Genomic DNA, 24,665 nt, shown 5'->3' on the forward strand with positions numbered 1-24,665 from the left:
CGATGCATCGTTTTTGGGAAAGCATAACAAGACCTGTATTTGAGGAATTGAAGCCGAAGAATATTGTTGAAATAGGTGTGAAAGAAGGCGGAAATACCCAGTTGGTTTTGGAGTATTGTTTAGAGAATGACGCGAATCTATATTCAATTGATCCATTTAAATCAAATGGAATAATTGAGTACGAGAAATTTGAGAATTTTCACTTTATACAAGATATTAGTCTGAACGCACTTTCTAATATAGCAGATTATGATATTGTCCTTCTTGATGGTGACCATAATTGGTACACTGTTTTTCATGAGTTAAAACTAATAGAAAAGAACTGCGAAAAATTCCCTCTAATAATCATGCATGATATTGGGTGGCCATACGGTAGGAGAGATTTGTATTATAACCCGGATTTAATACCTAGAGCGTATTTAAACCCATATAAGAATGCAGGTATAAAATTAGGTGAATCTTCTCTCGTTGAGGAGGGAGGACTTAACGCACATTTAAATAATTGCGTCTATGAAAATAACTTTAGAAATGGCGTTCTTACTGCTGCAGAAGACTTTCTATCGGAATCTAAAAATGATTTGAACTTACACACCACTCTTGCATTTCATGGAATTGGTATTATTTATTCAGAAGAACACACTAACATTGTTCCTATGTTTAATCAGTTTGACAAAAATATAATAAAGCAACTTGAAAATGAAAGAATAGATAATTTGATTAGTTTAAATCAAAAAAAGAGAAAGTATAGAACGATGGAAAACTCCCTTCTGAATTTACAGCATGAAAGAAAGGAGTTCGAGGAGAAATTAAAGCTCAAAGATGAATCTCTTCTTGATTTACAGAAGGAAATAGCAAGATTAAAAGAAGAATTGAAGCTCAAAGGGAGATCTTCAGTTAATGTGGAGATCGAAAATAACGATCTTTCTAAACGTATCGAAGCCCTTTTAATTAATAAAGACAAATTAAACCAAGAATATATGAGTGTGCAAAGTCATGCTAATTTCTTAGAAAAAAAGGGCGCCTCGTTAGCAAATGAAATTTCAAACAAAAATGAGGAAATCTATACTCTTACAAATTCGATAAAATATCAATTGGGGGATGAGATTGTAAACTGTTTTTATAAGCCTTCGAAGCTTATATCATTACCAAATAAGATTTGGAAACTATATAAAAGAGGAAAAAAAAAGAACAGCAACTTCTACCCAAGTTTTAATCGCGGAGAAAAAGTTGCCACTGTGAAAAGCATAAGCCAAATAGAAGATGGAAGTAAATTTAATGAAGTGGCTCTCGTTATATGTGTTCACAATGCATTAGAAGACTTCAAAAATTGCATCGTAAGTTTATATTCAAAGAAAACTTTATCGTTCCAATTGGTTGTTGTAGATGATGGAAGCGATAATATAACAAAAAGATATCTGAAAAAAGCTAGATCGAAATACGGATTTGAATTAATTACCAACATAAATTCAAGAGGATATACAATTGCGGCAAATCAGGGAATAAGTGCCACTAACGCAAAGTATATTGTTTTATTGAACAGTGATACTATAGTTACATTTAAGTGGCTAGAAAAGATGATAGAGTGCATGGAAGATGATGAGCTAAACGGTATCGTAGGCCCACTATCAAACGCCGCCAGTTGGCAATCGGTACCCCAACTTAAAGAAGGAGATAGCTGGTCACTTAATCCCTTAAATGAGATAACAATTGAACAAATGGCTAATATTGTATATACCTCATCGGAGAAAGTGTTTCCTCAAGTCCCTCTCGTTAATGGTTTTTGTTACATGATTTCCAAGAAGGTAATTGATGCCATAGGGAAATTAGATGAAGATACATTTCCGAGAGGTTATGGAGAAGAAGACGATTTCTCGCTAAGAGCAGGTGCTGCAGGTTTTAAGTTGAGGATAGCGGATCATTGTTACATTTATCATCAAAAGTCCAAAAGTTTTACCCCTGAAGGAAGGAAGAGGATCGTCGTTGATTCCAAACAGTCACTTTACTCAAAACATTCAAAAGAAAAGGTCCTAAAATCAGTAAATGTATTAAGTGAAAACACTTATTTAGAAAAATTGCGTAATGAAATTAGTGGAAATTTGACTTTATATAAAGCCAATATGAACAATGGGGTTATTGTAAACAATAGTAGAGTAGCCGTATATACTGCTATTTTTGGAGACTACGATGTACTGGATGATCCTCAATTAATGGTAAAGGGAATTGATTATATATGCTTTACTAATAATCCTAAGCTATCCTCAAATTGTTGGAATATTGTACACGTTGAAGGAGATCCATTATTAGATTTGGTTCGGAATGCGAGGAAAATTAAAATACTAGCGCATCAATACCTAAAAGATTATGATTATAGCATTTGGGTTGATGCTAATATTAAAATTCTAGATAATCCAGTTATTCTAATCAACTCTTATCTTAAGGATAATGTTTTGGCAGCATATACCCATTCAGGAGGAAGATCGTGTATATATTCTGAGGCTGAGGCTTGTATTAAGTTGAAAAAAGATGACCCAAATAAAATACAGAATCAGATGATAGCTTATAGGAGTGAAGGCTATCCTGAAATTAATGGGCTTATTGAAACAGGTGTACTAATTAGAAAACATAACGATCCTTTCCTAATGGAGGCAATGAATCTATGGTGGGAACAGATAATAAGGCACAGTAGAAGAGATCAGTTAAGCTTTAATTATGTAATGTGGAACTTGAATATGGAATATAAAGTGATAGATGACTACATCCGAGACAATTTCTGCTTTCTTTGGAAGCCACATAAGAAAAGGGTAGAACGGTGAAGTTATGGAGACTACAAGAAAATACAAGTTCTGCATTAAAACATGTATTCCCAAAGTGAAGGATATGAATACTTGGGGAGACTATTATTTAGCTGAAAGTCTTGGGGAAGCTTTGAAAAGAAAAGGTCACGAATATAGTATACAGGTCATGACCCAATGGTATACTGATCAAGATCGTGATGCTAACGTTGTTATTCATATAAGAGGCTTAACTGCATATATTCCTAAACCCAATCATTTTAATATCATGTGGAATATATCACACCCAGCTAATGTCATGATAGAGGAATATAATAGCTATGACTTGGTTTTAATCGCATCCCTATTACATCATGATAAAATAAGTGCATTAATTGAGAAGCCGTCTGATTCCTTTTTGCAATTTACAGATGCAAATAGGTTTTTCCCAGAATACGATAATCTTCATAAGTCACAAATTCTATTTGTGGGAAATTCAAGGAAGGTTTACAGAACTATTGTAAAAGAGGCGATAGATAATAGTATCCCATTGTCTGTTGTTGGAGAGAATTGGAGCGGGATAATAGATAAGAAATATATAAAGAGTAAATGGTTCTCTAATAATTCTTTAAGGCTTTTATATTCCTCATGTAATATACTTCTTAACGACCACTGGGATGATATGAAGGAATATGGATTTGTTAATAATAGGCTGTTTGATGCACTCGCTTGTAGAGCTATCGTTATTAACGATAACAATCCTGAAATTCTCAAGATATTCCCGAATGCCATAATAATGGATGAATATAACCCTCTCGTAGCTACTATTAATAAAATTAATAGTAGCTACGAGAGTTATTGTCAGAATGCAATTACATTGCAGAATGAAGTGCTTAAACACCATACAGCCGATATAAGGGCCGAACAACTACTTAATTTATTAGAATCTCAATTTCATATTAAAAAGAATCATAAAATGAAAGGTTCCACAAAAGTAGGCATCTCTAATAAAATTCGGGATATGATTATTAGAAAGAGAGGCTTTGGTAAACTATATAAAATACTGAATAAACCTTATAAAATGGTTAAAAAAAGAATGTTTCAATTTGCCTATTATAAGTCTAAAGTTATGCCTAATAAAGTAACTATACTTAAAGGGGAACATCGGTTAATTTGTTTTCTTGTAAGTGAGAATGGAAATCAGACAACATGCGGGGACTTCTTTTCTGCTAAGGCTCTGGGAGATGAGTTGCAAAAAAATTATAATTATATTCCTATGTACTTAAGCAGGAATCCCTACCAATGGAATGATATACCGAAGAATACTGATATTGTAGTTTCAATGCTACATGATACAGATATAGGACATGTAAATGTCCCTAAAAATTCTATAAAGATTGCTTGGATGAGAAGCTATGTGGATCAATGGATACAGAGTCCTCAAATATATAATTATGATGGTGTTATAACAACATCAAATTATTGGGATTCTATTATCAGAAGTAATCTACCAAGTGATTTGTGTTGGGGAATCGTACCATTGGGTTTGAGTAATGATTTCTTTTTGCATAAAGGTAGGACAACGAACGATGAATCAAGAGATATCGATGTTTGCTTTATAGGTAATATATCTAATTATAATAGACAAGTAGTTCGGGATCTAGTTCTTCTTGATGCCTTCAATTTTCACTTTTACGGAACTCTGAATACACAATTCCATCATCCATGGAGAAAATATCACCGAGGACCGATTCAACATTCCGATGTTTACAATATTTATAGTAGAAGTAAGCTAGTAATTGAAGACACAACCGGAATGACATATAATACGATAAATTTAAGAACTTACGAGGCTGCAGCATGCGGCGCTTTTATAATTGCTAATGATACTCCAGGTCTAAAAGAACTACTGGATGGAAATGTCGATATATACCATGATAGTGATGAGCTGATGGAAAAAATTTCATTTTATTTAGGGCATCTTGAAACTAGAAAATTACTAGCAGATAGGGCCCAGAACATCGTTAGAAGAAATCACACATTTAGACAAAGAGCGGAATTATTTCATAAGATAGTATCTTCAAAAATGAAATGAATGAAGGAGTGTTTAAGAAATGAAAGGCATAATCCTAGCAGGAGGTACTGGCTCTCGCCTATACCCATTAACGAAAGTCACCAATAAGCATCTCCTTCCAGTAGGTAAATATCCAATGATCTTTCACTCTGTCTATAAGCTCAAAGAGGCAAGTATTGATGACATTCTAATCGTTACTGGTAAAGAACATATGGGGGATGTCGTCAATCTTCTTGGTAGCGGACGGGAGATGGGAGTTACCTTCACATATAAGGTACAGGACGAAGCGGGAGGAATTGCTCAGGCGCTCGATCTTGCGGAAAGCTTTGTTGGCGAAGACCAAATGGTAGTTATTCTTGGAGACAACGTTTTTGAAGACGATTTATCGCCATTTGTTCAAAACTTCCGATTGCAAAATGAAGGGGCGAAAATTCTTATTCAAGAAGTGCAGGATCCTAAACGCTTTGGTGTTCCTGAAATTAATGGTCAGCAAATTGTTTCAATAGAGGAAAAGCCGTCTGCACCTAAATCAAATTATGCAGTAACAGGTATTTATATGTTTGATCATCATGTATTTGACATTGTTAAAACATTAATCCCATCGGCACGAGGTGAATTGGAAATCACCGATGTTAATAATGCATATATTAATCGTAATCAGTTAACTTTTGACGTTCTTAAAGGTTGGTGGACGGATGCAGGGACACATCCTTCATTAGCAAGAGCAAATGAGTTAGCTAAAGATCTGACTTTTGGGGAAGAGTTTGGAAAGTTAAAATTATAAAGAAATTGGAGGAACTCCAATCATGAAAGTCACTCCTTTACAGCTGCAAGGCGCATGCTTACTTGAACCGGTTGTCCATGGAGACAGCCGGGGTTTTTTTATGGAGAGCTATAATGAGGCTATTTTAGAACGACAAGGTATCAAATTTAATTTTATTCAGGATAATCAATCGTTATCTGCCGAGCCAGGCGTACTCCGAGGTTTGCATTATCAATTAAACCCGAAGGCTCAGACGAAGCTGATACGCGTCCTCACGGGTGCGATCTACGACGTCATCGTTGATGTTCGCAAAAGCTCCCCTACCTTCGGTAAATGGGTCGGCGTCATCTTGAGTGAACATAATCATCGGCAGCTGCTTGTACCGAAAGGCTTTGCACACGGGTTCTGCACGTTAACGCCAAACGCCCAAGTCTTGTACAAAGTGGACGAATACTATTCCCCTGAAAATGACCGCGGCATATTATGGAATGACCCGGCACTGGGAATCGATTGGCCGACGTCCAAGCCGATTTTATCGGATAAAGATCAACATCATCCGCTGCTGCAGGATGCAGAACTGAATTTTGATTAGGAGGACGCTTTTACTATGAAACTTCTCGTCACCGGCGGAGCCGGTTTTATAGGCAGTAACTTTATGTTATATATGCTCCAGCAGCATCCAGATTACCAAATCGTTAACGTAGATTCACTTACGTATGCTGGAAACCTGGAGAATTTGAAATCGATCGAGAATCATCCCAACTATACATTTTCAAAAACGGATATTACGGATGCCAAGGCAGTAGACACATTGTTCCAACAAGGAATTGATGTTGTTGTCAACTTCGCAGCTGAATCTCATGTAGACCGAAGTATACTGGAGCCAGAAGTATTTGTGAAGACGAATGTCCTGGGCACGCAGGTACTCTTGGATGCAGCCAAAAAGTATGGCGTAACGAAATATGTTCAAGTTTCTACGGATGAAGTATACGGAACGCTCGGGGTTACCGGCCTTTTCACAGAGGAAACGCCGCTGACGCCGAACAGTCCTTATTCCGCAAGTAAAGCGGGAGGAGATCTGCTCGTACGTGCCTACCACGAGACTTTCGGTTTGCCGGTGAACATTACCCGCTGCTCCAATAATTATGGCCCATATCAATTTCCGGAAAAGTTGATCCCGCTTATCATTTCCCGTGCTTTGAACGATCAGGCTTTGCCAATCTATGGTGATGGCTTGAATATTCGGGACTGGTTGTATGTGGAAGACCATTGCAGCGCCATCGATCTGGTGATTCATAATGGTCGCATTGGCGAGGTGTATAACATTGGCGGGAACAATGAGCGAACCAATCTCCACATTGTAAAAACGATCTTGCAGGAACTAAAAAAACCGGAGTCCCTGATTACTTATGTGCAGGATCGCCCTGGGCATGACCGTCGGTATGGCATTGATCCAACGAAGATCACGCAGGAGCTCGGATGGAAACCCAAGCATAATTTTGAGACGGGTATTAAAGAGACAATACAGTGGTATCTGAACAATAAAGACTGGTGGACTCGAATTCAATCCGGTGAATACCAGGCTTATTATGCTAAACAGTACGCTGAGCGTCTAGGAGAATCTCTATGAGAGTCTTGGTAACTGGTGCTGCGGGGCAATTAGGAATGGATTTGGTTTCTGTACTGCAGCAAAAGGGTCACAAGGTTCTGGGGTGCGACCGTTCGGCCTTGGACATTACAGATGATGAGCAGTGCCAGCAAGTCGTTGAATCTTTCAAACCTGATACTGTTATACATTGTGCTGCGTATACCGCAGTGGATGCTGCAGAGACTGACGTAGATGTTGCACACCTTGTGAATGCTGTCGGCACGAGAAATATGGCAGTGGCAGCCGAAAAAGTAGGGGCCAAGTTCGTGTACATCAGTACGGACTACGTATTTAACGGTCGTTCCGATGCCCCTTATCAGGAATATGATAATACAGATCCACAAAGCGTTTACGGCAAGTCCAAGAGGGCCGGCGAAGTTCTTGTGCAGAGCTTATCTTCCCGATATTTTATCGTGCGCACCTCTTGGGTATACGGGATACATGGTAATAATTTTGTGAAGACAATGCTTCGGTTGGGCCAAGAGAAACCACAGATACAGGTTGTGAATGACCAGAAGGGCTCACCCACTTACACTGTTGACTTGGCTTCATTTTTGGAGGAGCTTATTCGAACAGAGAAGTTTGGGATCTATCATGCCTCAAATAGCGGGGAGTGTACTTGGTTCGAGTTTACGAAGGCTATTTTTGAAGAAGCTGGCAAGCTCGGTTTTAAGATTACTGCACAGCTTGAGCCATGTACCACAGAACAGTTCCCTCGTCCTGCTCCAAGACCGGGTAATTCCGTTATGGATCATTTGTCGATTCGAGCGAATGGTTTGACGGATCTGAGACCATGGCAGGAAGGTCTTGCCGAATTTTTAAAGCAACTGACAGAAGCGAAGAAATGATATTAAACTCCAATAATCTCTCACCAATTAACAGATTGGTCGGGAGATTTTTTGCTATAATAGATGAAAAAATAGATTGGATACATAAATATTATGACGAAACGTGTCAGCGTACATATTGTTACATTTAATAGCGAACATGATATTCTAGATTGTCTCGAGGCCGTACAAGCCCAAACGTATCCCATTGAAAGAGTTGTGGTAGTGGACAACCATTCCACCGATCGTACTTTAGATAAGGTTTCATCCTTTAAAGTAGGACTAGGCAGTAAATTGCACGTTATATCAAATCAAGATAACAAAGGCTTTGCTCCAGGACATAATCAGGCCATAGCTGCTACTGACAGTGACTATGTGCTTGTTCTCAATCCCGACGTTGCTCTGGACCCGGAGTATGTAGAATTTCTAGTGAACTATCTCGAAGACCATTCTGATGTTGGCAGCGCAACCGGTAAACTTTTGCTCAAATCCAACCCGCAGATTGTGGACAGCACAGGCCTCATCATGAATAAAGCTTACAGAGCTTTTGACCGTGGCGCAGGCGAGCCCGCTTCTCAATGGATGGATTCCGGTAATGTATTTGGTGTCTCTGGTGCGGCAGCCTTTTACTCCAGAATAATGATTGATGACATCAGCATGAACGGAGAGTTCTTCGATAACGACTTTTTTGCGTATAAGGAAGATGTCGATGTGGCATGGAGAGCTCGATTGCTTGGATGGAAATCTTATTATTGTGCGAGTGCTGTCGGTTACCATGCCAGGGGGTGGAAGAAGGGTGGCCGTCATAAGCAGCTTTTATTTATTCGAAGAGTTTCATATATTAATCGATATAAAATGATGTATAAAAACGGAAGCCGGAAACACTGGTTTAAGTGCTTGCTGCATACGCTACCTTATGAAATTGCTAGTAACGGTTATTTTTTGTTGAGGGAACCCCAAGTTTTAGGTGCTTGGAAGTCGTTTGGGGAGCAACGAAAAAATCTCAAAAGAAAGCGTAAGGCGATTCTGGAGAAGAGGAGGACACAATAAAGTTCTAGCGATCCTTCTCATATTTTCTATATTATTCCTACAGCACCCTGTCTCATATGATATAATGATGTCGAAAGCTGGAAATCAGCGTAAGATAATTTGTCGTTGTTTTTAATCCCTTTCCCATAAAATCTGTTAAAAGATGATGAGATCCATAACTTTTTCACTATAGTTCTCGTCATTAATATAGAAAATACCTTGTCAGGAAGTGCTTCAAATTGGATTTAAGCATTCTCATCGTGAATTACAATACATGCCAGCTTACTATAGATTGCCTTCGTTCTGTGTTTGAGTCGAAGACGCAATATGCATTTGAAGTGATCGTCATCGACAATAACTCCCATGATGGCTCGGTCGAGACGATCCAGAAGGAATTTCCGGCAGTCACGCTCATAGCCAACAAGGACAACACCGGATTTGCCAAAGCCAACAATCAGGGGATGGCGGTGGCCAAAGGCCGCTATGTTTTGCTGCTCAATTCCGATACCGTTATCCCCAAGGATACGCTCCAAACGATGATTGCCTTTATGGACGAGCAACCCAAAGTTGGAGCCTCGGGATGCAAAATCATTTTGCCTGACGGCTCTCTCGACAAAGCCTGTAAGCGCGGATTTCCGACGCCCTCGGCTTCGTTTTATTATGCCTTTGGGTTTTCGAAGCTGTTTCCGGATAACCCGAGGTTTAACCAGTACCAACTTGGGCATCTGGATCCGGATGATGAGTATCCGGTGGACTGCCTGGTCGGTGCCTTCATGCTCGTACGGCGGGAAACACTGAAGCAGGTCGGCGGGCTGGACGAGACTTTTTTTATGTATGGTGAAGATATCGATTGGTGTTACCGGATCAAGCAAGCGGGCTGGGACATTCATTATTACCCCAAAACGACGATCGTGCATTATAAAGGCGGCAGTGCCCGTCGGCGTCCGGTGCGCATCATCTATGAGTTCCACCGGGCCATGATCGTATTTCATCGCAAGCATTATCGCAAAAAGTACAATGTTCTGACGAATTCTTTCATATACATGGGTGTAGGACTGAAATTCACCATGGCCTTGATGAAGAGCATATTGGTTAAACCGAAACAAGACTCGAAACCAAAAGAAACGAACATGGAGGTGGGCATGTGATCCGCAAGAATCAGGAATTTCTAACGCAAATGTATGTTTTAACGGATTTTGTGTTCATTCAAATTTCGTTCCTTCTGGCTTGGTGGCTTCGTTTTAAAAGCGGTTGGATTCCCAATAGCAGGCCGCTTCCGGTTGAAACCTATGCAATGTGGAGCTTTATTTATGCAGGTATTGCCGTCATCACGGGCATGTTGATTGCGTTATACTCCCCGAAGCGCAAAAAACGTTTTGCGGATGAGTTCATCAAGATTATTCAAGTCCATTCGATCAGCATATTTGTACTTCTCAGCTTGATGTTCTTCGTGAAGGAAGTTAACATCTCGCGTTCGTATCTGGCCATCTACATGGTTAGCTTGGTCATGTTCATCATGTTTTACCGTTATGTCCTTAAAGTTTCTCTGAAAATCCTAAGGGAAAAAGGCTATAACCGGCAATTTGTACTCATTATCGGTGCAGGCAAGCTCGGTAAACGATTTTATCATAACCTCCGGCAATATCCGGAAATGGGCTATGAAGTTCTTGGCTTTCTGGATGATTACCAGCAGTGGGACAGCATCGAGGAGAAGAGGTATAAGCCGATTCTCGGTACGGTAGACGATCTTTCCAAAGTGCTGGAAGAGAAGCTGATCGACGAGGTCATTCTGGCGCTTCCGCTGGATGCACATTCCAAGTACGCGAAGATCATAAGCTTGTGTGAAAAAGCGGGCGTACGTACGTTGATCATCCCAGACTTTTTCGATTACCTACCGGCTCGCCCTTACTTCGATAATTTCGCTGGCATGCCAACGATTAACGTACGCGATATACCGCTCGATATGGCGGCGAACCGGATGTTCAAGCGTTTGTTCGATATCGTTTTTTCCTCCTTTGCTATAATCCTGACATCACCGCTGATGCTGGCGATCTGGATAGGGGTTAAGCTTACCTCACCGGGACCAGTCATTTTTAAGCAGGAGCGGGTAGGTCTGAATCGACGCAATTTTATGATGTATAAATTCCGCTCGATGAAACAGCTTCCGCCAGGCATGGAGGACACGGGATGGACGACGGAGAACGATCCGCGCCGTACGAAATTCGGTTCGTTCCTGCGCAAGACCAGCTTGGATGAACTTCCGCAATTTTTCAATGTACTGTTCGGTCACATGAGTGTCGTAGGCCCAAGGCCGGAGAGGCCATATTTCGTGGATCAGTTCCGCGAGGAAATTCCGAAATACATGGTGAAGCACCATGTCCGTCCGGGGATTACCGGCTGGGCGCAAAGTAATGGCTTACGCGGAGATACCTCCATCGAGGAACGCATTAATCACGATATTTTCTACATTGAAAACTGGTCTCTTTTATTCGATATTAAAATTATTTTCAAAACGATCCGTAACGGGTTTGTTAATAAAAACGCATACTAGTTATCTCATAAACATTAGAAAAGGCGGCGTGATATCACGCTGCTTTTTTGATGTTCATGGCCCACCCTCCAAATTCTCCCTCGTTTGATCTCGCGAACCGCCGGGTAAATCTCTTGTAAAGGTACATCTGAATAGAACATAAACTAGGATGCTGCAAAGGATGTGAGCCTCATGCGAAGATGGATCGCCCTCTTGCTGCTGGTAGTTGTGGCAGGGCTGCTATTCTGGGTTCCCCGGAGCAGCTCGGAGGAATTGGCCGGCGGCTTTACGGATTACAAAGTGATTTCCCATGCCATGGGGGGCATTAATGACCATGCGTACACGAATTCTTACGAGGCTTTTATCGCCAATTACGAAAAGGGGAACCGCGTATTTGAAGTGGATCTGCTGCTGACCGATGACGGTAAGCTCGTCGCCAGACATGAATGGACTCAGCATATGACGGAATTACTGCAGCAGGAGGACAAGCTTCCCCAGGATCGCCAGGCTACGCGGATGAGCTACGAGGAGTTTAAGCAGAGCAAGATTCTCGGAGCCTACGATCCATTGGATTGGAAGGACATCATGGATTTGATGGAGCGTTATCCCGATATATACATCGTAACGGACACGAAAGAGCAGGAACCGGAGGATATGAAGCACGAGCTTGAGATGCTTGTCAGCTTGGCCAAGGCAAGGGCTCCGCAGCTCTTGGACCGCGTAGTGCCACAGATTTATAACCAGCCGATGCTGAAGACGGTGCAAGAGATTTATCCATTCCCATCTCTCATTTACACGCTCTATGCGACCAAGGATACGGATCAAGACGTGATTGATTTTGTCTCAGATAACGCGATTGATGCGGTAACGATTCCCGAACAGCGGGTGACCAGGTCATTCCTCAGCAAGCTGAAAAAAGCGGGTGTCGCAACCTATGTGAATACGATCAATGAAACTTCAGATGCCAGCAAGTTAAGAAGAATGGGCGTGAATGGCGTTTATTCGGATTTCTTGACGGAAAAAGATGTCGAGTCCACCAGTTGGTTGTATGCTTTTGGGAAGTAAAGAGGAGTAAGGAGCAGAGGAGCAAGAAGTCCAAAGTACTCATTCAGCTATAGAGATATGCTTCGATTATGAAGTATATCTTTTTTTATGAATGGGTAAGTTGGAAATTCCATAAAAATGTTCGTATCCCATACGAACAGAAATTGACACTCCACCCTCGCTGACATAGACTAGATTTATGAGAAAAGTCGTGGAGGAATGACGTTTGAAGCAGATGATTAAACCCTGGAGACATGTCTTTAAGCTGGACCCGGACCGGGAAATAGATGATAACGCGCTGGAAGCGGTGTGCATGTCCGGCACCGATGCCATTATGGTAGGCGGGTCGAGCGGCGTTACGTATGATAATACCGTGGATTTATTGTCGCGGGTGCGCCGATATGAGCTTCCGTGCGTGCTGGAGGTTTCCAATCTGGAGATGATTGTGCCCGGGTTCGACTTGTACATGATTCCGATGGTGATGAACACCGCCGATACCAAATGGATTACGGGTCAGCACCAGCAGGCAGTAGAGGAATACGGCTATATGATTCCATGGGATCTGCTCGTTCCTGAAGGCTACATCATTCTGAACTCTGATTCTACTGTTGCCCGGATGACAGGTGCCCAGACCGAACTGGATGCGGCCGGCGCCGCCGCTTATGCGCAGGTAGCGGACAAGCTGATGTCGCTTCCGGTGGTGTATGCCGAGTACAGCGGAACATTCGGAGACATGGACACGGTCAAGAAAATACATCAATCCGTGAATACAGCAAGGCTCTTTTACGGGGGCGGCATTCACGATGCGGAAACCGCGGCCAAGGCGGCTGCCGTCTGCGATACGATCGTGGTCGGAAATGCGGTATACGATAACTTAAAACAGGCGCTGCTTACCGTCAAGGCTGTGAAGTAGGCGCAGCAAATGCGAAAATCACACTCAGGAAGGAGCATGCGTGCATGCAACCGATTGACATACAACAAGCCATTAAAAAATTGAATCCTCCGCAGCAGCAGGCCGTCGAAGCGACGGAAGGACCTCTGCTGATTCTGGCCGGAGCGGGTAGCGGCAAGACACGCGTGTTAACGCACCGTATCGCTTATCTGATAGCCACACGTAAAGCTCCACCTTGGGGTATTCTGGCGATTACATTTACCAATAAAGCGGCACGCGAGATGCAAGAACGTGTGACCAAGCTGGTTGGAGGCGAAGGCCGGGACATTTGGGTATCCACGTTCCACTCCATGTGCGTGCGCATTTTGCGCAAGGATATCGACCGGATCGGGTTTAATTCCAACTTTACCATTTTGGACTCGACAGATCAGCTGTCTCTGGTCCGGAACTGCATGAAGGATTTGAACCTCGATACGAAAAAGTTCGAGCCGAAAGCCGTTCTTTCCTTAATCAGCACCGCAAAGAATGAATTGATTACGCCTGCCCAGTACGAGCTAAAAGCCGGCGATTACATCGAAAGCATTGCAGCCAAGGTATATACCATGTACCAGCGGCGCTTGAAAAGCAATAACTCCCTGGACTTTGACGACCTGATCATGGCGACGATCCAGCTGTTTAAGGAAGTACCTGAGGTTCTTGATTTCTATCAGAAAAAATTCCAATACGTTCACGTCGACGAATACCAGGATACGAACCGTGCGCAGTACATGCTCTGCCGGATGCTGGCTGACGGCCATCACCGGATTTGCGTGGTAGGTGACAGTGACCAGTCCATCTATCGCTGGCGCGGCGCCGACATCAGTAACATCCTTAATTTCGAGGAGGACTATCCTGAAGCGCGGACGATCATGCTGGAGCAGAACTACCGGTCAACCTCGACCATTCTGAATGCGGCGAACGAAGTGATTAAGCAGAACAGCGGACGCAAGCCGAAGAAACTGTGGACGGACAAAGGCGACGGTGCCAAGATCAAGGTTTACCGAGCCGATTCGGAGCATGATGAGGGCTACTTCGTCACCTCGGAGATCAGCAAGAACGTTAAGACGGGCAAGTCCTATCAAGATCATGCCATTCTATATCGCACGAATGCCCAGTCCCGGGTCATAGAGGAAATCCTGATCAAGTCCGATATTCCTTACCAGATCGTGGGAGGCATTAAGTTCTATGATCGTAAAGAGATCAAGGACATTCTGGCTTACCTTCGCCTGATTTCGAACCCGGATGATGATCTCAGTTTGGCCCGTGTCATTAATGTGCCGAAAAGAGGCATTGGCGACACCAGCGTAGCCAAACTCAGCGCAGCGGCTGCCGAGCGGGGGATTTCCATCTTCCAGGTGCTTGCCGTCGTGGATGACCTCGGTTTTGCAGGTAAGACGCGGAATAGCCTGGTAGAATTCTATGATATGATCGCAGCGCTTAATCAAATGGTAGAATATCTGTCCGTAACCGAACTGACCGAAAAAATACTCGAAATGAGTCAATATCGTATCGATATGCAGCGGGAAAACACGATTGAATCGCGTTCGCGCCTTGAGAATATCGACGAGTTTCTCTCCGTTACGATGGAATTCGAGAAAAATAATGACGATAAATCGCTGATTTCTTTCCTGACCGACTTGGCTTTGATTGCCGATATTGATTCTGTGAACGATGAGGAAGAGGACAAATCCGATGCCGTCATTCTCATGACCATGCACAGCGCGAAAGGCCTGGAGTTCCCGATCGTGTTCATCGTCGGGATGGAGGAAGGCGTATTCCCTCACAGCCGCGCATTTCAGGACAATGAGGAACTTGAAGAGGAGCGGCGACTGGCCTATGTCGGTATCACGCGGGCGGAGCAGCAGCTGTTCTTGTCCTGCGCGCAGATGCGTACCCTGTTTGGCCGTACAACGGCGAACCCGCCTTCACGTTTCTTGGATGAGATACCTGAGGAGCTCAAAGAAGACACGGGCGTAGCCCGTGACCGGTACCGCAGAGGCGGTAATATTGGAGGCTCTTACGGCGGTCGTGGATTCGACGGCAGCGGCAGCAATTTCGGACGAAGCGCTGGCAACTCATCCTTAAGCGGATCTACCGCGACGGCATCCGGTTCTCAAGCGAAAATGACCGTGACGACCTCCGTGCCGCATCAAGCAGCTGCCGTGGGCAGCAAGGCAGATCTGACAACACTTAAGGCCGGCGATAAAGTATCTCATGGCAAATGGGGTACAGGCACAGTGGTGTCCGTCAAAGGCAGCGGGAACGACACTGAGCTGCAAATTGCCTTTCCGGCACCTGTCGGCGTGAAAAGGCTGCTTGCAGGGTTTGCGCCGATCACCAAGGTGGAAGACTAGAATCCTGAACTGTTTACTAGCCTTTATCTTTTATCTACAAGAATGAATGGAAGAGGATGAGTGCTTGCTTCTGAAAAGATGGATTTTTCTGAAGGCGATGCGTTATCCTGACTTTTGAAAATCACCATCAGGAGCATAAGTTGCTCCCGGGGTTCAACGTTATCATTTCAAATGATAAAGAACTATCTTCGAAAAAATTATTGTGACGGAGGGATGATCCCCGCATGGATCCGATGTTTACCATGGAGCAGCTCGTCGCCGAGCTGAATAAGTACAGCTATCATTATTACACGCTGGATAAGCCGCTGGTCAGCGATAAAGAGTACGATGTTTTGTATGATCAGCTGGTAGCCTTGGAGAAGGAGAGCGGCATGACACTGCCGGATTCTCCTACCCAGCGCGTCGGCGGCGAACTGCTGAAGGGATTTGCACAGCACCGTCACCTGGCTCCGCTCTGGAGTCTGGACAAAGCGCAAAATATCGAGCAGCTCGGAAGCTGGAACGCACGGGCCACAAGGCTGGTGGCGGACTATAACAGCAAGAACCCGCATAACCCGCTTCCTGAGCTGAGTTATGCGGTGGAACTGAAATTTGATGGTCTGACGCTAAACCTGACCTATACGGATGGCAGGCTGGTGCAGGCTGCGACCCGCGGAAACGGCGTGATCGGCGAAGGCATTCTGGCTCAGGTCAAAACGATCAAGTCCGTGCCGCTTAGCATTCCGTATACGGATGGCACCATCGAAGTGCAGGGCGAAGGCATTATGAATCTTTCGGTGCTGGAGAGCTACAACCAGACGGCAGCCGAGCCGCTGAAGAATGCCCGTAATGCTGCAGCCGGCGCGCTGCGTAACCTGAATCCGAGGACCACGGCGGAACGCCGTCTCAGCGCCTTCTTTTACAATGTCGGTTATTCCGACGATATCCAATTTGACAGTCACAAAGAAATGATGGACTTTTTGCGAGACAATCATTTTAAAGTAAATCCGTTTATCACGTACTTCCAAAACTTCGACGATGTGATGGAGCAGCTCCAGGATATTCAGGAACGCCGTTCCAGCCTGGACTACCTCATTGATGGGGCCGTTATCAAAATCGTGGATATGCGCACCCGGGAAGCCTTGGGCTACACAGACAAGTTTCCGCGCTGGGCCGTCGCATACAAATTCGAAGCCGAGGAAACCACGACCGTCCTTGAATCCGTATCCTGGGAAGTGGGCCGGACGGGCAAAATCACCCCGGTCGCACGCGTTGCGGCGGTTGAGCTGGCCGGTGTGACGGTCCAAAACTGTACGCTGAACAATATCGGCGATATCGAACGGAAAAACCTGAAGCATGCTCTCGGTACCCGCGTCTTCATTCGCCGCTCCAACGACGTTATCCCGGAAATTCTGGGGAAGGTAACCGAGGAGAGCGATGGCGAGGAGATCATTTATCCGGAGCACTGCCCGGCCTGTGGATTCCCGCTTGAGCAGCGCGGCGCCCATTTATTTTGCAACAACAGGCTGGACTGCAAGCCGCAGATTATCGGAAAAATTACGCATTTTGCATCCAGGGATGCGATGGATATCGAGACGTTCAGCGTCATGACTGCCGAGCAGCTATACAATGAGCTGAATGTGCGGGAACCTGCGGACCTGTACACCCTGACATTCGAGGACCTGATCAAGCTGGACCGTTTCGGCGAGAAGAAGGCGAACAATCTGTTAGCCTCCCTGGAAAAGAGCAAAAGCCGGGATCTTGCCTCATTCCTCTTTGCCTTAGGCATTCCGAACACCGGTAAATCGACGACCAAAATGCTCGCTGACCATTACCGAGATTTGCATGCCGTGATGAATGCTACCGCAGAAGAGCTGATAGCCCTCCCGGATGTGGGAGGAATTGTCGCTGACAGTATCGTAGGCTTTTTCGCGGATCCTTTTATCAAGACCGGCATTGAAAAAATGCTCTCCCTAGGCGTGGAAGCCAAGGCCCCGGAAGCGCCAAGAGTGGTGAGCACGGATTCCTTCTTCAGCGGCAAGACGGTCGTCCTGACCGGTACGCTGCATCAGCTGACTCGGGATGAGGCTGCAGAGAAGCTGGAAGCGCTGGGGGCAAAAGTCACCGGCAGCGTGTCCAAGAAGACAGACCTGGTGATTGCAGGCGAGAAGGCTGGCAGCAAGCTGGCCAAAGCCCAGCAGCTGGGAATTCAGGTCATTGAGGACGAGGATGAGTTTGTCCGCCTTTTGAATGCTGAAGCATAATTTCATATCAGAAAATCAGGAAGCCCTGGTTCATGCGACAATGAGCCCAGGGCTTTTTGTTTATTCAGCTGCATGGTCGTTTTCATAGAGTCACATTATTGGAATATTTGTTAATATGAAGGAAATAGAATTCACTACCCATTCGAAAGGATACATCCTTGTGAGAAGAGAAACCATTTTGATCGTCGATGATGAAAAGGAAATCGTGAAGCTGCTCGATATTTATTTTGCCAATGAAGGATACCGGCTGCTTAAAGCCTATGACGGAATAGAAGCGCTCCGCTGGCTGCAGCAAGAAGAGGTCGATCTCATTATTTTGGATGTCATGATGCCGAAGATGGACGGGATTGCTGCCTGCATGAAAATACGCGAAGAGCGCCATGTGCCGATCATCATGCTGTCTGCCAAAAATACGGACATGGACAAGATACACGGACTCAGCATCGGGGCCGATGACTATGTCGGCAAACCCTTTAATCCGCTGGAGCTCGTAGCGAGAGCGAAATCTCAGCTGCGCCGCTATCACAGGTTTAATCAAGGTACACCCATTCAGGCAGAAGAAAACCAACTGGTTTTTGAGGACTTGGTCATCGATACAGCCAAGCATGAGGTTCAGATCGACGGATGCAAGGTGAAATTGACGCCCCGGGAGTTTGCGATTCTGGAGCTGCTGGCAAGACATCAAGGGCAAGTGCTCAGCATGGAGCAGATCTACAACAATATCTGGAACGAGCCTTTCCTGGATGGTGGGAACACCGTCATGGTTCATGTACGTAAAATCCGCGAAAAAATCGAAAGTGACCCGAAACGCCCGCGGTACGTGCAAACGGTTTGGGGAGTGGGTTATAAATTGGACGGACCGTCCTGAACGCCGGAGGTGGCAAAATCATGAACGCAAAATACATAAGTACGATCCGCTGGAAGTTTATATGGGCTTTTATATTAAGCATAGTATCAGGAGCAGGTCTGCTCACGGCAGCGTATCAATTGGTACACGCCAGTATTTATGTGAACCCGGAGACCAGCCCCTCTCCCTACACGAAGATGGTAAAGTGGATCATCAATCATATCGGTTCGGCGCCGCTGCTGTTTACTGCAGGCATTATCAGTTTTCTGATATTCTTTTTCCTGTTTACCCGCAAAATCATTTCTTATCTCGAAGAGATTACTTCAGGGATTCAGCAGATGACCAAACTGGGAGAATCACACAAGATCGAGGTCCGGTCTGCAGACGAGCTGGGCGTTTTGGCTGAGAATATTAATGTCATGTCCGAGCGGTTGCAGCATTCCCTATTGGAAGAGAGAACGGCGGTTCAAGCGAAAAACGAGTTGATCACAGGCGTCTCCCATGATTTGCGCACGCCGCTGACGTCAATTCTAGGTTTTCTGGAATATATCGAGCAGGACCGTTGCAGGGATGAAATGGAACTCAGATATTACGTGGATATCGCCTATCAAAAAACACTGGTGCTGCGCAAGCTGATTGACGATTTGTTCGAATATACACGCGTGAACAGCGGAGGACTCCCGCTTGTGCTGGAGCGCCTTGATCTGAAAGCGCTCATCCGGCAGCTGGTCGAGGAATCGGTTCCGGAGCTGAATATGGCTGGCATGACCCTTAAGATTATCGACCATGCAGATGAAGCGTTATGGATCGAGGCTGCGCCATATGAACTGGTAAGAGCTTATGAAAATCTAATTACGAATGCGATTCGGTACGGGAAAGCGGGGAAAAAGCTGGAGATATCCTTTGAACGCAAAGAAGATGAGGCCGAGGTACGAATCAGCAATTTTGGAGAAATGATTGCGGAAAGCGATCTTCCGCATATTTTTGAACGTTTTTATAGGGCGGACAGCTCCCGCTCGCAGCATACCGGCGGTTCAGGACTCGGACTCGCCATCGCGAAGGGAATTATCGACCGGCATCATGGCGTGATTACAGCCCAAAGCGACATGTACCGGACCGATTTCATCACCCGTTTTTCATTGGAACATGAATAGCTGGCTGGTAAGCAAGGGATGTATCTAAGCTGCTCCGGATGATATTAAGAGAATGTTAAGAATTTTCGGGAGGTTTCTTAAGATTTGACGGGTATCCTTTTTTGCATAGGGTGAGGTGTCTAAACTCATGCAAGGAGGAATTACAGTTATGAAAAGACTGCTAACGGTACGCATTGGATATGTATACATTTTTATGGGGAGCACTCTGCTCAGCGGTATTTCTCTATTTGTGGTATATCGGGTATTCGTTCTGGCGTATTCCCATTTTTCGTCCGATTCGTTCTTCATCCGGTTATCACATGGGTTGATCAATCATATCGGCAAAACGCCAATAGCCGTTTTTATTTTTTTGTCCATATTTACCGGAGTGTTTATGCTTAGGTCACAGAAGCCGGCCGATGATATCCAGTCACTCCTGAGAGCGGCGGAAGAACTCGCTGAGAAAGGTTCTTTCGAGAAGCTGGAAGTTGCCTCCGGAGGAGAGCTTGGGGCATTGGCTGCTCATCTGCGTCGCATAAATCACCCGGAACGTTCATTATCAACAGGCTCGTTAACAGCACCGCGAGTAGAAAATAAATCGACGACTGCTGCTGCTCAGCTGGGAAATGACGAAATTATGGCTCTGATCTTAAGGATAAAATCCTTGCTTCGTACACTGGATGACATTGAAGATGATGGGAACCATCCGGACAGGACGGCTCCGTCCAAAGCGGAAGCAGTCAAGCGGGAGGCGCTTGGAATGGAAAGGTTCCTGGAGAGCCTGATCACTGCGTCATGAACGGGCTGCAGACTGCAATGAAACGCAAAGTGATGAGAAGCTTTTACGTTGCTTTTGATTTGGCGGTGATTGGTGTTGTACTTGTACTGGCCGGATTATTTTATGTTCATCAATATGGGGGATTCATCGTGGGACGCCATCCGGAAAAGCTGGTCCTACAGGAATCCAGTGTCGTTGTTGCTTCGGATGGAACCGTGTTAAGAAAGATTCCGCTGCCCGAATCGGGCTACAGGGCAATGGCGGAGCTAGAGGAAATGCCCGAATTGCTTAAGGCTACCTTTCTGGCCGTAGAAGACCGCCGCTTTTATAGTCATCAGGGCTTGGATTACACGGGCATCACGCGCGCATTATGGAACAACACCATGCGCATGAAAGTGTCTGAAGGCGGCAGCACCATTACCCAGCAGCTCGCACGGAACCTTTTCCTGAACCGGGACCAAAATATGCTGCGCAAGGTGAATGAGGCCTCCATCGCGTTGGCTTTGGAGAAACGGTTGTCCAAACATGATATTTTGCGATTATATCTGAATCAGATCTATATGGGGGATGGTCAATATGGCGTAAAGGCGGCGGCCGAGCACTATTTTGGGGTTACAGACTTGAAGAAGCTCGAGATTATGCAGATCGCAGCTCTGGCGGCTATCCCGAAAGGGCCCTCGATTTATAATCCGCTGAGCGATAGCGAACTTCCCAGGGAGCGGCGGGAGCTTGTGCTGAGCATCATGCGACAGCGGGGATTAATTACCCGTGAAGAAATGTTGGCTGCAGTCCATGAGGAGTATATGCCGCCTGCAGCAACCAAAAGTAAAACGATTGGTGCTTCTTATCTGGATGCCGTAATGAAGGAAGCCTCAGATCTTACCGGAAAATCGAGGGAGGATTTGCAGACGGGCGGGTATACCATCGTAACGGCGATGAATACGGCAGCCCAAAGCGCGCTGGAAGAGTCGTTTCGGAATCCCGATCTATTTCCGCCGGATGGAAAAGACCGGCAGGTGGAGTCGGCCATGGTCATCATGGATCACCGGACCGGCGAAGTGCTGGCGCTGACAGGAGGAAGAAATCCAAGTGCGGGGAACCTGAATAGGGCGGTTGTGGATGCGCGGCAGCCGGGCTCTTCCTTCAAACCGATTATTGATTACGGCCCTGCATTGGAAAGTGGTCTATACACGCCAGAGAGCGTACTTCCCGACCTAAAAACCGCCTATGGAAGCTATAAGCCTGAAAATTTGAACGGAGTTTACCGGGGGCAGACAACCATGAAAGTGGCACTTCAGGAGTCCATTAATGCACCGGCTGTGTGGCTGCTGAAGCAGGTGGGGCTCTCCAAGGCAATTGGGTTTGCCGCGAAGCTGGGCATAGATCTGCCTGAAGAAGACCACAATCTGTCCATTGCGCTTGGTGGGCTGCATCAGGGAATATCTCCTTTGAAAATGGCACAGGCATACAGCGTATTCGCCAGCGGCGGGTTTTTTCGTGAGGCTCATACGGTACGCCAAATCAAAGACTCGAAAGGGAAGGTTCTGTATACGCATGATTCTAAGCAGCGGCAAGCCATCAAGCCTGTAACAGCAGAAAGAATGACGGCCATGCTGCGGAATGTGGTCAATGAGGGCACGGGCAAAAAGGCGCGGCTGAACCGGCCTGTCGCAGGTAAAACTGGTACCACGCAATTGGACCTGGCCGGAATCAGCCGCAAGGCCAACCGTGATCTTTGGTTTGTCGGTTATACGCCCGAATGGACAGCTGCAGTGTGGATGGGCTTTGATCGCACGGATAAGGATAACTACATGACCGCAGGCAGCGGGCAGGCCGCCGCCTTATTTGCGGCAGTCATGAGTAAGGCGTTGAAGGGGAGATAAAGGGAGATTCCATGGAAACATGAATATTTCGTTAACTGCGTTTTGTGCTTGGCAGCCAGGCATCTTTATCGTAACCCCGCGCTTCCCAATAACCGATATGATCCTCTGCGATAAGTTCAATGCGATTGAGCCATTTGACGGATTTGTAAGTATACATTTGAGGTACGACCAGTCTTACCGGCCCGCCGAGATCGCTCGGGATCGGCTTGCCGTCGAGCATGACGGCGATCATAATGTCTTTCATTTGAGCTTGCTCCATAGTAAGGGAGTCTGTGTATTCCCCATCTCCTGAATAGAACTTGACCGTCTGGGCTGAGGACTGAACACCGGCTTGATCGAGGAGCTGCTTGAGCGGGATGCCTTCCCAAGTATTATTGTAGACAGACCATCCGGTGACGCAGTGAAAGTTACTCACCTGGACAGACCGCGGGAGCTTGACGAACTCTTCCCAGTTCCATTTCAGCGTCTTATTAACCAAGCCGTCTACAGTAAAAGACCAGTTTGAATTATTAAACGATGGGATGGGCGTCACCGTATAAATCCGAAAGCTTCCTTGGGAACCGCCTCCAACGGGCGGAAGGGATTCTGCCGCAGGCTGGGGAGCGGGAAGAAGATGATTGCCGTCTTTCTGAACAAGCTCTTCAACATTGCCGCTGGAGCTAAGGCTGGAGGACAGCCATTTTATAAAAGACGGACCGAGCGTGACGGCAAATCCTAAGCCGATGGCGGAACGGATAAATGCTCTGCGCGTATATAGCGGTTCCGTTGATACTGGGGAGGCCTCCGTTTGGATGTTAATATCGTTTCGGACTGTCCGCCGGTGGGGCTCCTTTAGCCAGCGTGTCCGGGTAAGGGAGTGATAGATGATGTAGGGAAGGCCGATCCAGGTAAATGTATCGTGAATGGTCAGAGCAGGATTGGACCAGGATGGACCGAAGGCCCGGAACTGCCAGAGAACGACTCCCGAGAGAATCCAGCCTGCCATTATAAAGAGAACGATGAACACATTCCATTTTTGAGCGGGACGCCCCTTGAGCAAACTCCAATGCTTGCCGGCAAGTAAAAGATAATATAGAACAGGAAGCAGCAGCGCGAGACCCACACCAACGTGAAGCCACTTAAGCCATACTCTTCCTGCACCTAGAATCTCCCTCCAGGCCCCCCAGGGAAGAATCAATCCGCTGACTGCGAGAAAAACGATCATCCATGCGTTCCAGCGATGAATGGAAGCAAGCTTTTTGCCTATTCCCTTCCTTACTCTCTTCAGCCAAGTGTCCATATGGATACACCTCCGTATAACCCTTCTATTAGCGGTATTCATTTTGTCAGGATATGAAGTGAATGAGACCTATTCATCCTAAGTCTTTAAAGTCGTAATTGTTGGGTAATTCTATCATGAAAATATTAAAACAAAATTAATTTAAAAAACAGTTGCATTATGTAGGACATCCATGGTATATTATTTCTTGCCGCTAAACACGGTAGACATTCAAACAAACGATGCTAACTAAATAAGTGTTGACTTGATTGAATGAATCTGATACAATTAAATCCTGCTTCGGTGAGAAACTTGTCGAATGAAGCAGAAAACAAGTTCCTTGAAAACTGAACAAATAGATGATGTTTTAAAATGAGATTAGAAGTAATGATATTTTGATTTCGCTTTTGCTTAATCTTAATTATCATTATATCTCGTCAGTTTCAAAATGAGCTACAAACTTTCTTGGAGAGTTTGATCCTGGCTCAGGACGAACGCTGGCGGCGTGCCTAATACATGCAAGTCGAGCGGACTTGATGAGAAGCTTGCTTC

Annotated in this window: 18 protein-coding genes and 1 rRNA gene; 18 read left to right on the forward strand and 1 reads right to left on the reverse strand. The window is 45.4% G+C overall.

The annotated features are described in order from the left end of the window. Positions 1-2: 2 nt before the first annotated feature. The 17 genes from GRF59_RS24095 (at position 3) to GRF59_RS24175 (ending at position 22,855) form a co-directional block, all read left to right on the forward strand. Positions 3-2,813: a glycosyltransferase domain-containing protein gene (locus GRF59_RS24095; RefSeq protein WP_160500243.1), complete on the forward strand. Its 2,811-nt coding sequence runs from the start codon at positions 3-5 to the stop codon at positions 2,811-2,813. 64 nt (positions 2,814-2,877) lie between these two features. After that, complete coding sequence (locus GRF59_RS24100) at positions 2,878-4,866, forward strand: glycosyltransferase family protein (protein ID WP_160500244.1); 1,989 nt, start codon at positions 2,878-2,880, stop codon at positions 4,864-4,866. A 19-nt stretch (positions 4,867-4,885) separates the two neighbouring features. Next, complete coding sequence (locus GRF59_RS24105; RefSeq protein WP_160500245.1) at positions 4,886-5,629, forward strand: sugar phosphate nucleotidyltransferase; 744 nt, start codon at positions 4,886-4,888, stop codon at positions 5,627-5,629. A gap of 22 nt (positions 5,630-5,651) precedes the next feature. Continuing rightward, a complete protein-coding gene (rfbC, locus tag GRF59_RS24110; protein ID WP_160500246.1) occupies positions 5,652-6,200 on the forward strand; it encodes a dTDP-4-dehydrorhamnose 3,5-epimerase in 549 nt (182 codons plus the stop codon). Positions 6,201-6,215: 15 nt separating this feature from the next. Further along, complete coding sequence (gene rfbB / locus GRF59_RS24115) at positions 6,216-7,238, forward strand: dTDP-glucose 4,6-dehydratase (protein ID WP_160500247.1); 1,023 nt, start codon at positions 6,216-6,218, stop codon at positions 7,236-7,238. Beyond that, on the forward strand, positions 7,235-8,104 hold the full coding sequence (gene rfbD / locus GRF59_RS24120; RefSeq protein WP_160500248.1) for a dTDP-4-dehydrorhamnose reductase: 870 nt from the start codon (positions 7,235-7,237) through the stop codon (positions 8,102-8,104). Before rfbB ends, rfbD begins: the two co-directional genes overlap by 4 nt. 93 nt (positions 8,105-8,197) lie before the next feature. Next, the gene (locus tag GRF59_RS24125) at positions 8,198-9,133 is read left to right on the forward strand and encodes a glycosyltransferase family 2 protein (protein WP_160500249.1); all 936 of its coding nucleotides are present in this window, start codon (positions 8,198-8,200) and stop codon (positions 9,131-9,133) included. A 218-nt stretch (positions 9,134-9,351) separates the two neighbouring features. Then, positions 9,352-10,260 carry a glycosyltransferase family 2 protein gene (locus GRF59_RS24130; RefSeq protein WP_160500250.1) on the forward strand — a complete coding sequence of 303 codons (909 nt, stop codon included), beginning with the start codon at positions 9,352-9,354 and terminating at the stop codon, positions 10,258-10,260. Beyond that, the gene (locus GRF59_RS24135; protein WP_160500251.1) at positions 10,257-11,663 is read left to right on the forward strand and encodes an undecaprenyl-phosphate glucose phosphotransferase; all 1,407 of its coding nucleotides are present in this window, start codon (positions 10,257-10,259) and stop codon (positions 11,661-11,663) included. The genes GRF59_RS24130 and GRF59_RS24135 overlap by 4 nt, the downstream gene beginning before the upstream one ends. A gap of 171 nt (positions 11,664-11,834) precedes the next feature. After that, positions 11,835-12,707 (forward strand): phosphatidylinositol-specific phospholipase C/glycerophosphodiester phosphodiesterase family protein, encoded by an 873-nt coding sequence (locus tag GRF59_RS24140; RefSeq protein ID WP_160500252.1) that lies wholly within the window; start codon positions 11,835-11,837, stop codon positions 12,705-12,707. Positions 12,708-12,921: 214 nt separating this feature from the next. Then, the gene (gene pcrB, locus GRF59_RS24145; protein WP_423802979.1) at positions 12,922-13,599 is read left to right on the forward strand and encodes a heptaprenylglyceryl phosphate synthase; all 678 of its coding nucleotides are present in this window, start codon (positions 12,922-12,924) and stop codon (positions 13,597-13,599) included. A 44-nt stretch (positions 13,600-13,643) separates the two neighbouring features. Beyond that, entirely contained in the window at positions 13,644-15,971 is a 2,328-nt protein-coding gene (gene pcrA, locus GRF59_RS24150) for a DNA helicase PcrA (protein ID WP_160500254.1), read from the forward strand. Between the two features lie 224 nt (positions 15,972-16,195). Next, entirely contained in the window at positions 16,196-18,214 is a 2,019-nt protein-coding gene (ligA, locus tag GRF59_RS24155; RefSeq protein ID WP_160500255.1) for an NAD-dependent DNA ligase LigA, read from the forward strand. Between the two features lie 115 nt (positions 18,215-18,329). Next, positions 18,330-19,082, forward strand: a complete 753-nt coding sequence (locus GRF59_RS24160; protein ID WP_202128833.1) for a response regulator transcription factor — start codon at positions 18,330-18,332, stop codon at positions 19,080-19,082. Between the two features lie 20 nt (positions 19,083-19,102). Further along, positions 19,103-20,215 (forward strand): sensor histidine kinase, encoded by a 1,113-nt coding sequence (locus GRF59_RS24165; RefSeq protein ID WP_160500257.1) that lies wholly within the window; start codon positions 19,103-19,105, stop codon positions 20,213-20,215. 148 nt (positions 20,216-20,363) lie between these two features. Further along, positions 20,364-20,993 (forward strand): hypothetical protein, encoded by a 630-nt coding sequence (locus GRF59_RS24170; protein WP_160500258.1) that lies wholly within the window; start codon positions 20,364-20,366, stop codon positions 20,991-20,993. Beyond that, positions 20,990-22,855 (forward strand): transglycosylase domain-containing protein, encoded by a 1,866-nt coding sequence (locus GRF59_RS24175; protein WP_160500259.1) that lies wholly within the window; start codon positions 20,990-20,992, stop codon positions 22,853-22,855. The genes GRF59_RS24170 and GRF59_RS24175 overlap by 4 nt, the downstream gene beginning before the upstream one ends. 31 nt (positions 22,856-22,886) lie before the next feature. On the opposite strand, the gene GRF59_RS24180 is transcribed toward GRF59_RS24175, so the two are convergent. Beyond that, complete coding sequence (locus tag GRF59_RS24180) at positions 22,887-24,134, reverse strand: molybdopterin-dependent oxidoreductase (RefSeq protein ID WP_160500260.1); 1,248 nt, start codon at positions 24,132-24,134, stop codon at positions 22,887-22,889. Positions 24,135-24,575: 441 nt separating this feature from the next. Between GRF59_RS24180 and GRF59_RS24185 the strand changes: the two genes are divergently transcribed. Then, positions 24,576-24,665 (forward strand): 16S ribosomal RNA (locus GRF59_RS24185); the annotation flags it as partial.

The sequence above is a fragment of the Paenibacillus dendrobii genome, assembly GCF_009807035.1.
GTDB classification, from domain to species: domain Bacteria; phylum Bacillota; class Bacilli; order Paenibacillales; family Paenibacillaceae; genus Paenibacillus_AQ; species Paenibacillus_AQ dendrobii.

Bases quoted from the DNA above. Each gene is read 5' to 3' on its own strand.
- GRF59_RS24095 (WP_160500243.1), top strand. From the start codon at position 3: ATGCATCGTTTTTGGGAAAGCATAACAAGACCTGTATTTGAGGAATTG.
- GRF59_RS24100 (WP_160500244.1), top strand. From the start codon at position 2,878: ATGAATACTTGGGGAGACTATTATTTAGCTGAAAGTCTTGGGGAAGCT.
- GRF59_RS24105 (WP_160500245.1), top strand. From the start codon at position 4,886: ATGAAAGGCATAATCCTAGCAGGAGGTACTGGCTCTCGCCTATACCCA.
- rfbC (WP_160500246.1), top strand. From the start codon at position 5,652: ATGAAAGTCACTCCTTTACAGCTGCAAGGCGCATGCTTACTTGAACCG.
- rfbB (WP_160500247.1), top strand. From the start codon at position 6,216: ATGAAACTTCTCGTCACCGGCGGAGCCGGTTTTATAGGCAGTAACTTT.
- rfbD (WP_160500248.1), top strand. From the start codon at position 7,235: ATGAGAGTCTTGGTAACTGGTGCTGCGGGGCAATTAGGAATGGATTTG.
- GRF59_RS24125 (WP_160500249.1), top strand. From the start codon at position 8,198: ATGACGAAACGTGTCAGCGTACATATTGTTACATTTAATAGCGAACAT.
- GRF59_RS24140 (WP_160500252.1), top strand. From the start codon at position 11,835: ATGCGAAGATGGATCGCCCTCTTGCTGCTGGTAGTTGTGGCAGGGCTG.
- pcrB (WP_423802979.1), top strand. From the start codon at position 12,922: ATGATTAAACCCTGGAGACATGTCTTTAAGCTGGACCCGGACCGGGAA.
- pcrA (WP_160500254.1), top strand. From the start codon at position 13,644: ATGCAACCGATTGACATACAACAAGCCATTAAAAAATTGAATCCTCCG.
- ligA (WP_160500255.1), top strand. From the start codon at position 16,196: ATGGATCCGATGTTTACCATGGAGCAGCTCGTCGCCGAGCTGAATAAG.
- GRF59_RS24160 (WP_202128833.1), top strand. From the start codon at position 18,330: ATGAAGGAAATAGAATTCACTACCCATTCGAAAGGATACATCCTTGTG.
- GRF59_RS24165 (WP_160500257.1), top strand. From the start codon at position 19,103: ATGAACGCAAAATACATAAGTACGATCCGCTGGAAGTTTATATGGGCT.
- GRF59_RS24170 (WP_160500258.1), top strand. From the start codon at position 20,364: ATGAAAAGACTGCTAACGGTACGCATTGGATATGTATACATTTTTATG.
- GRF59_RS24175 (WP_160500259.1), top strand. From the start codon at position 20,990: ATGAACGGGCTGCAGACTGCAATGAAACGCAAAGTGATGAGAAGCTTT.
- GRF59_RS24180 (WP_160500260.1), bottom strand. From the start codon at position 24,134: ATGGACACTTGGCTGAAGAGAGTAAGGAAGGGAATAGGCAAAAAGCTT.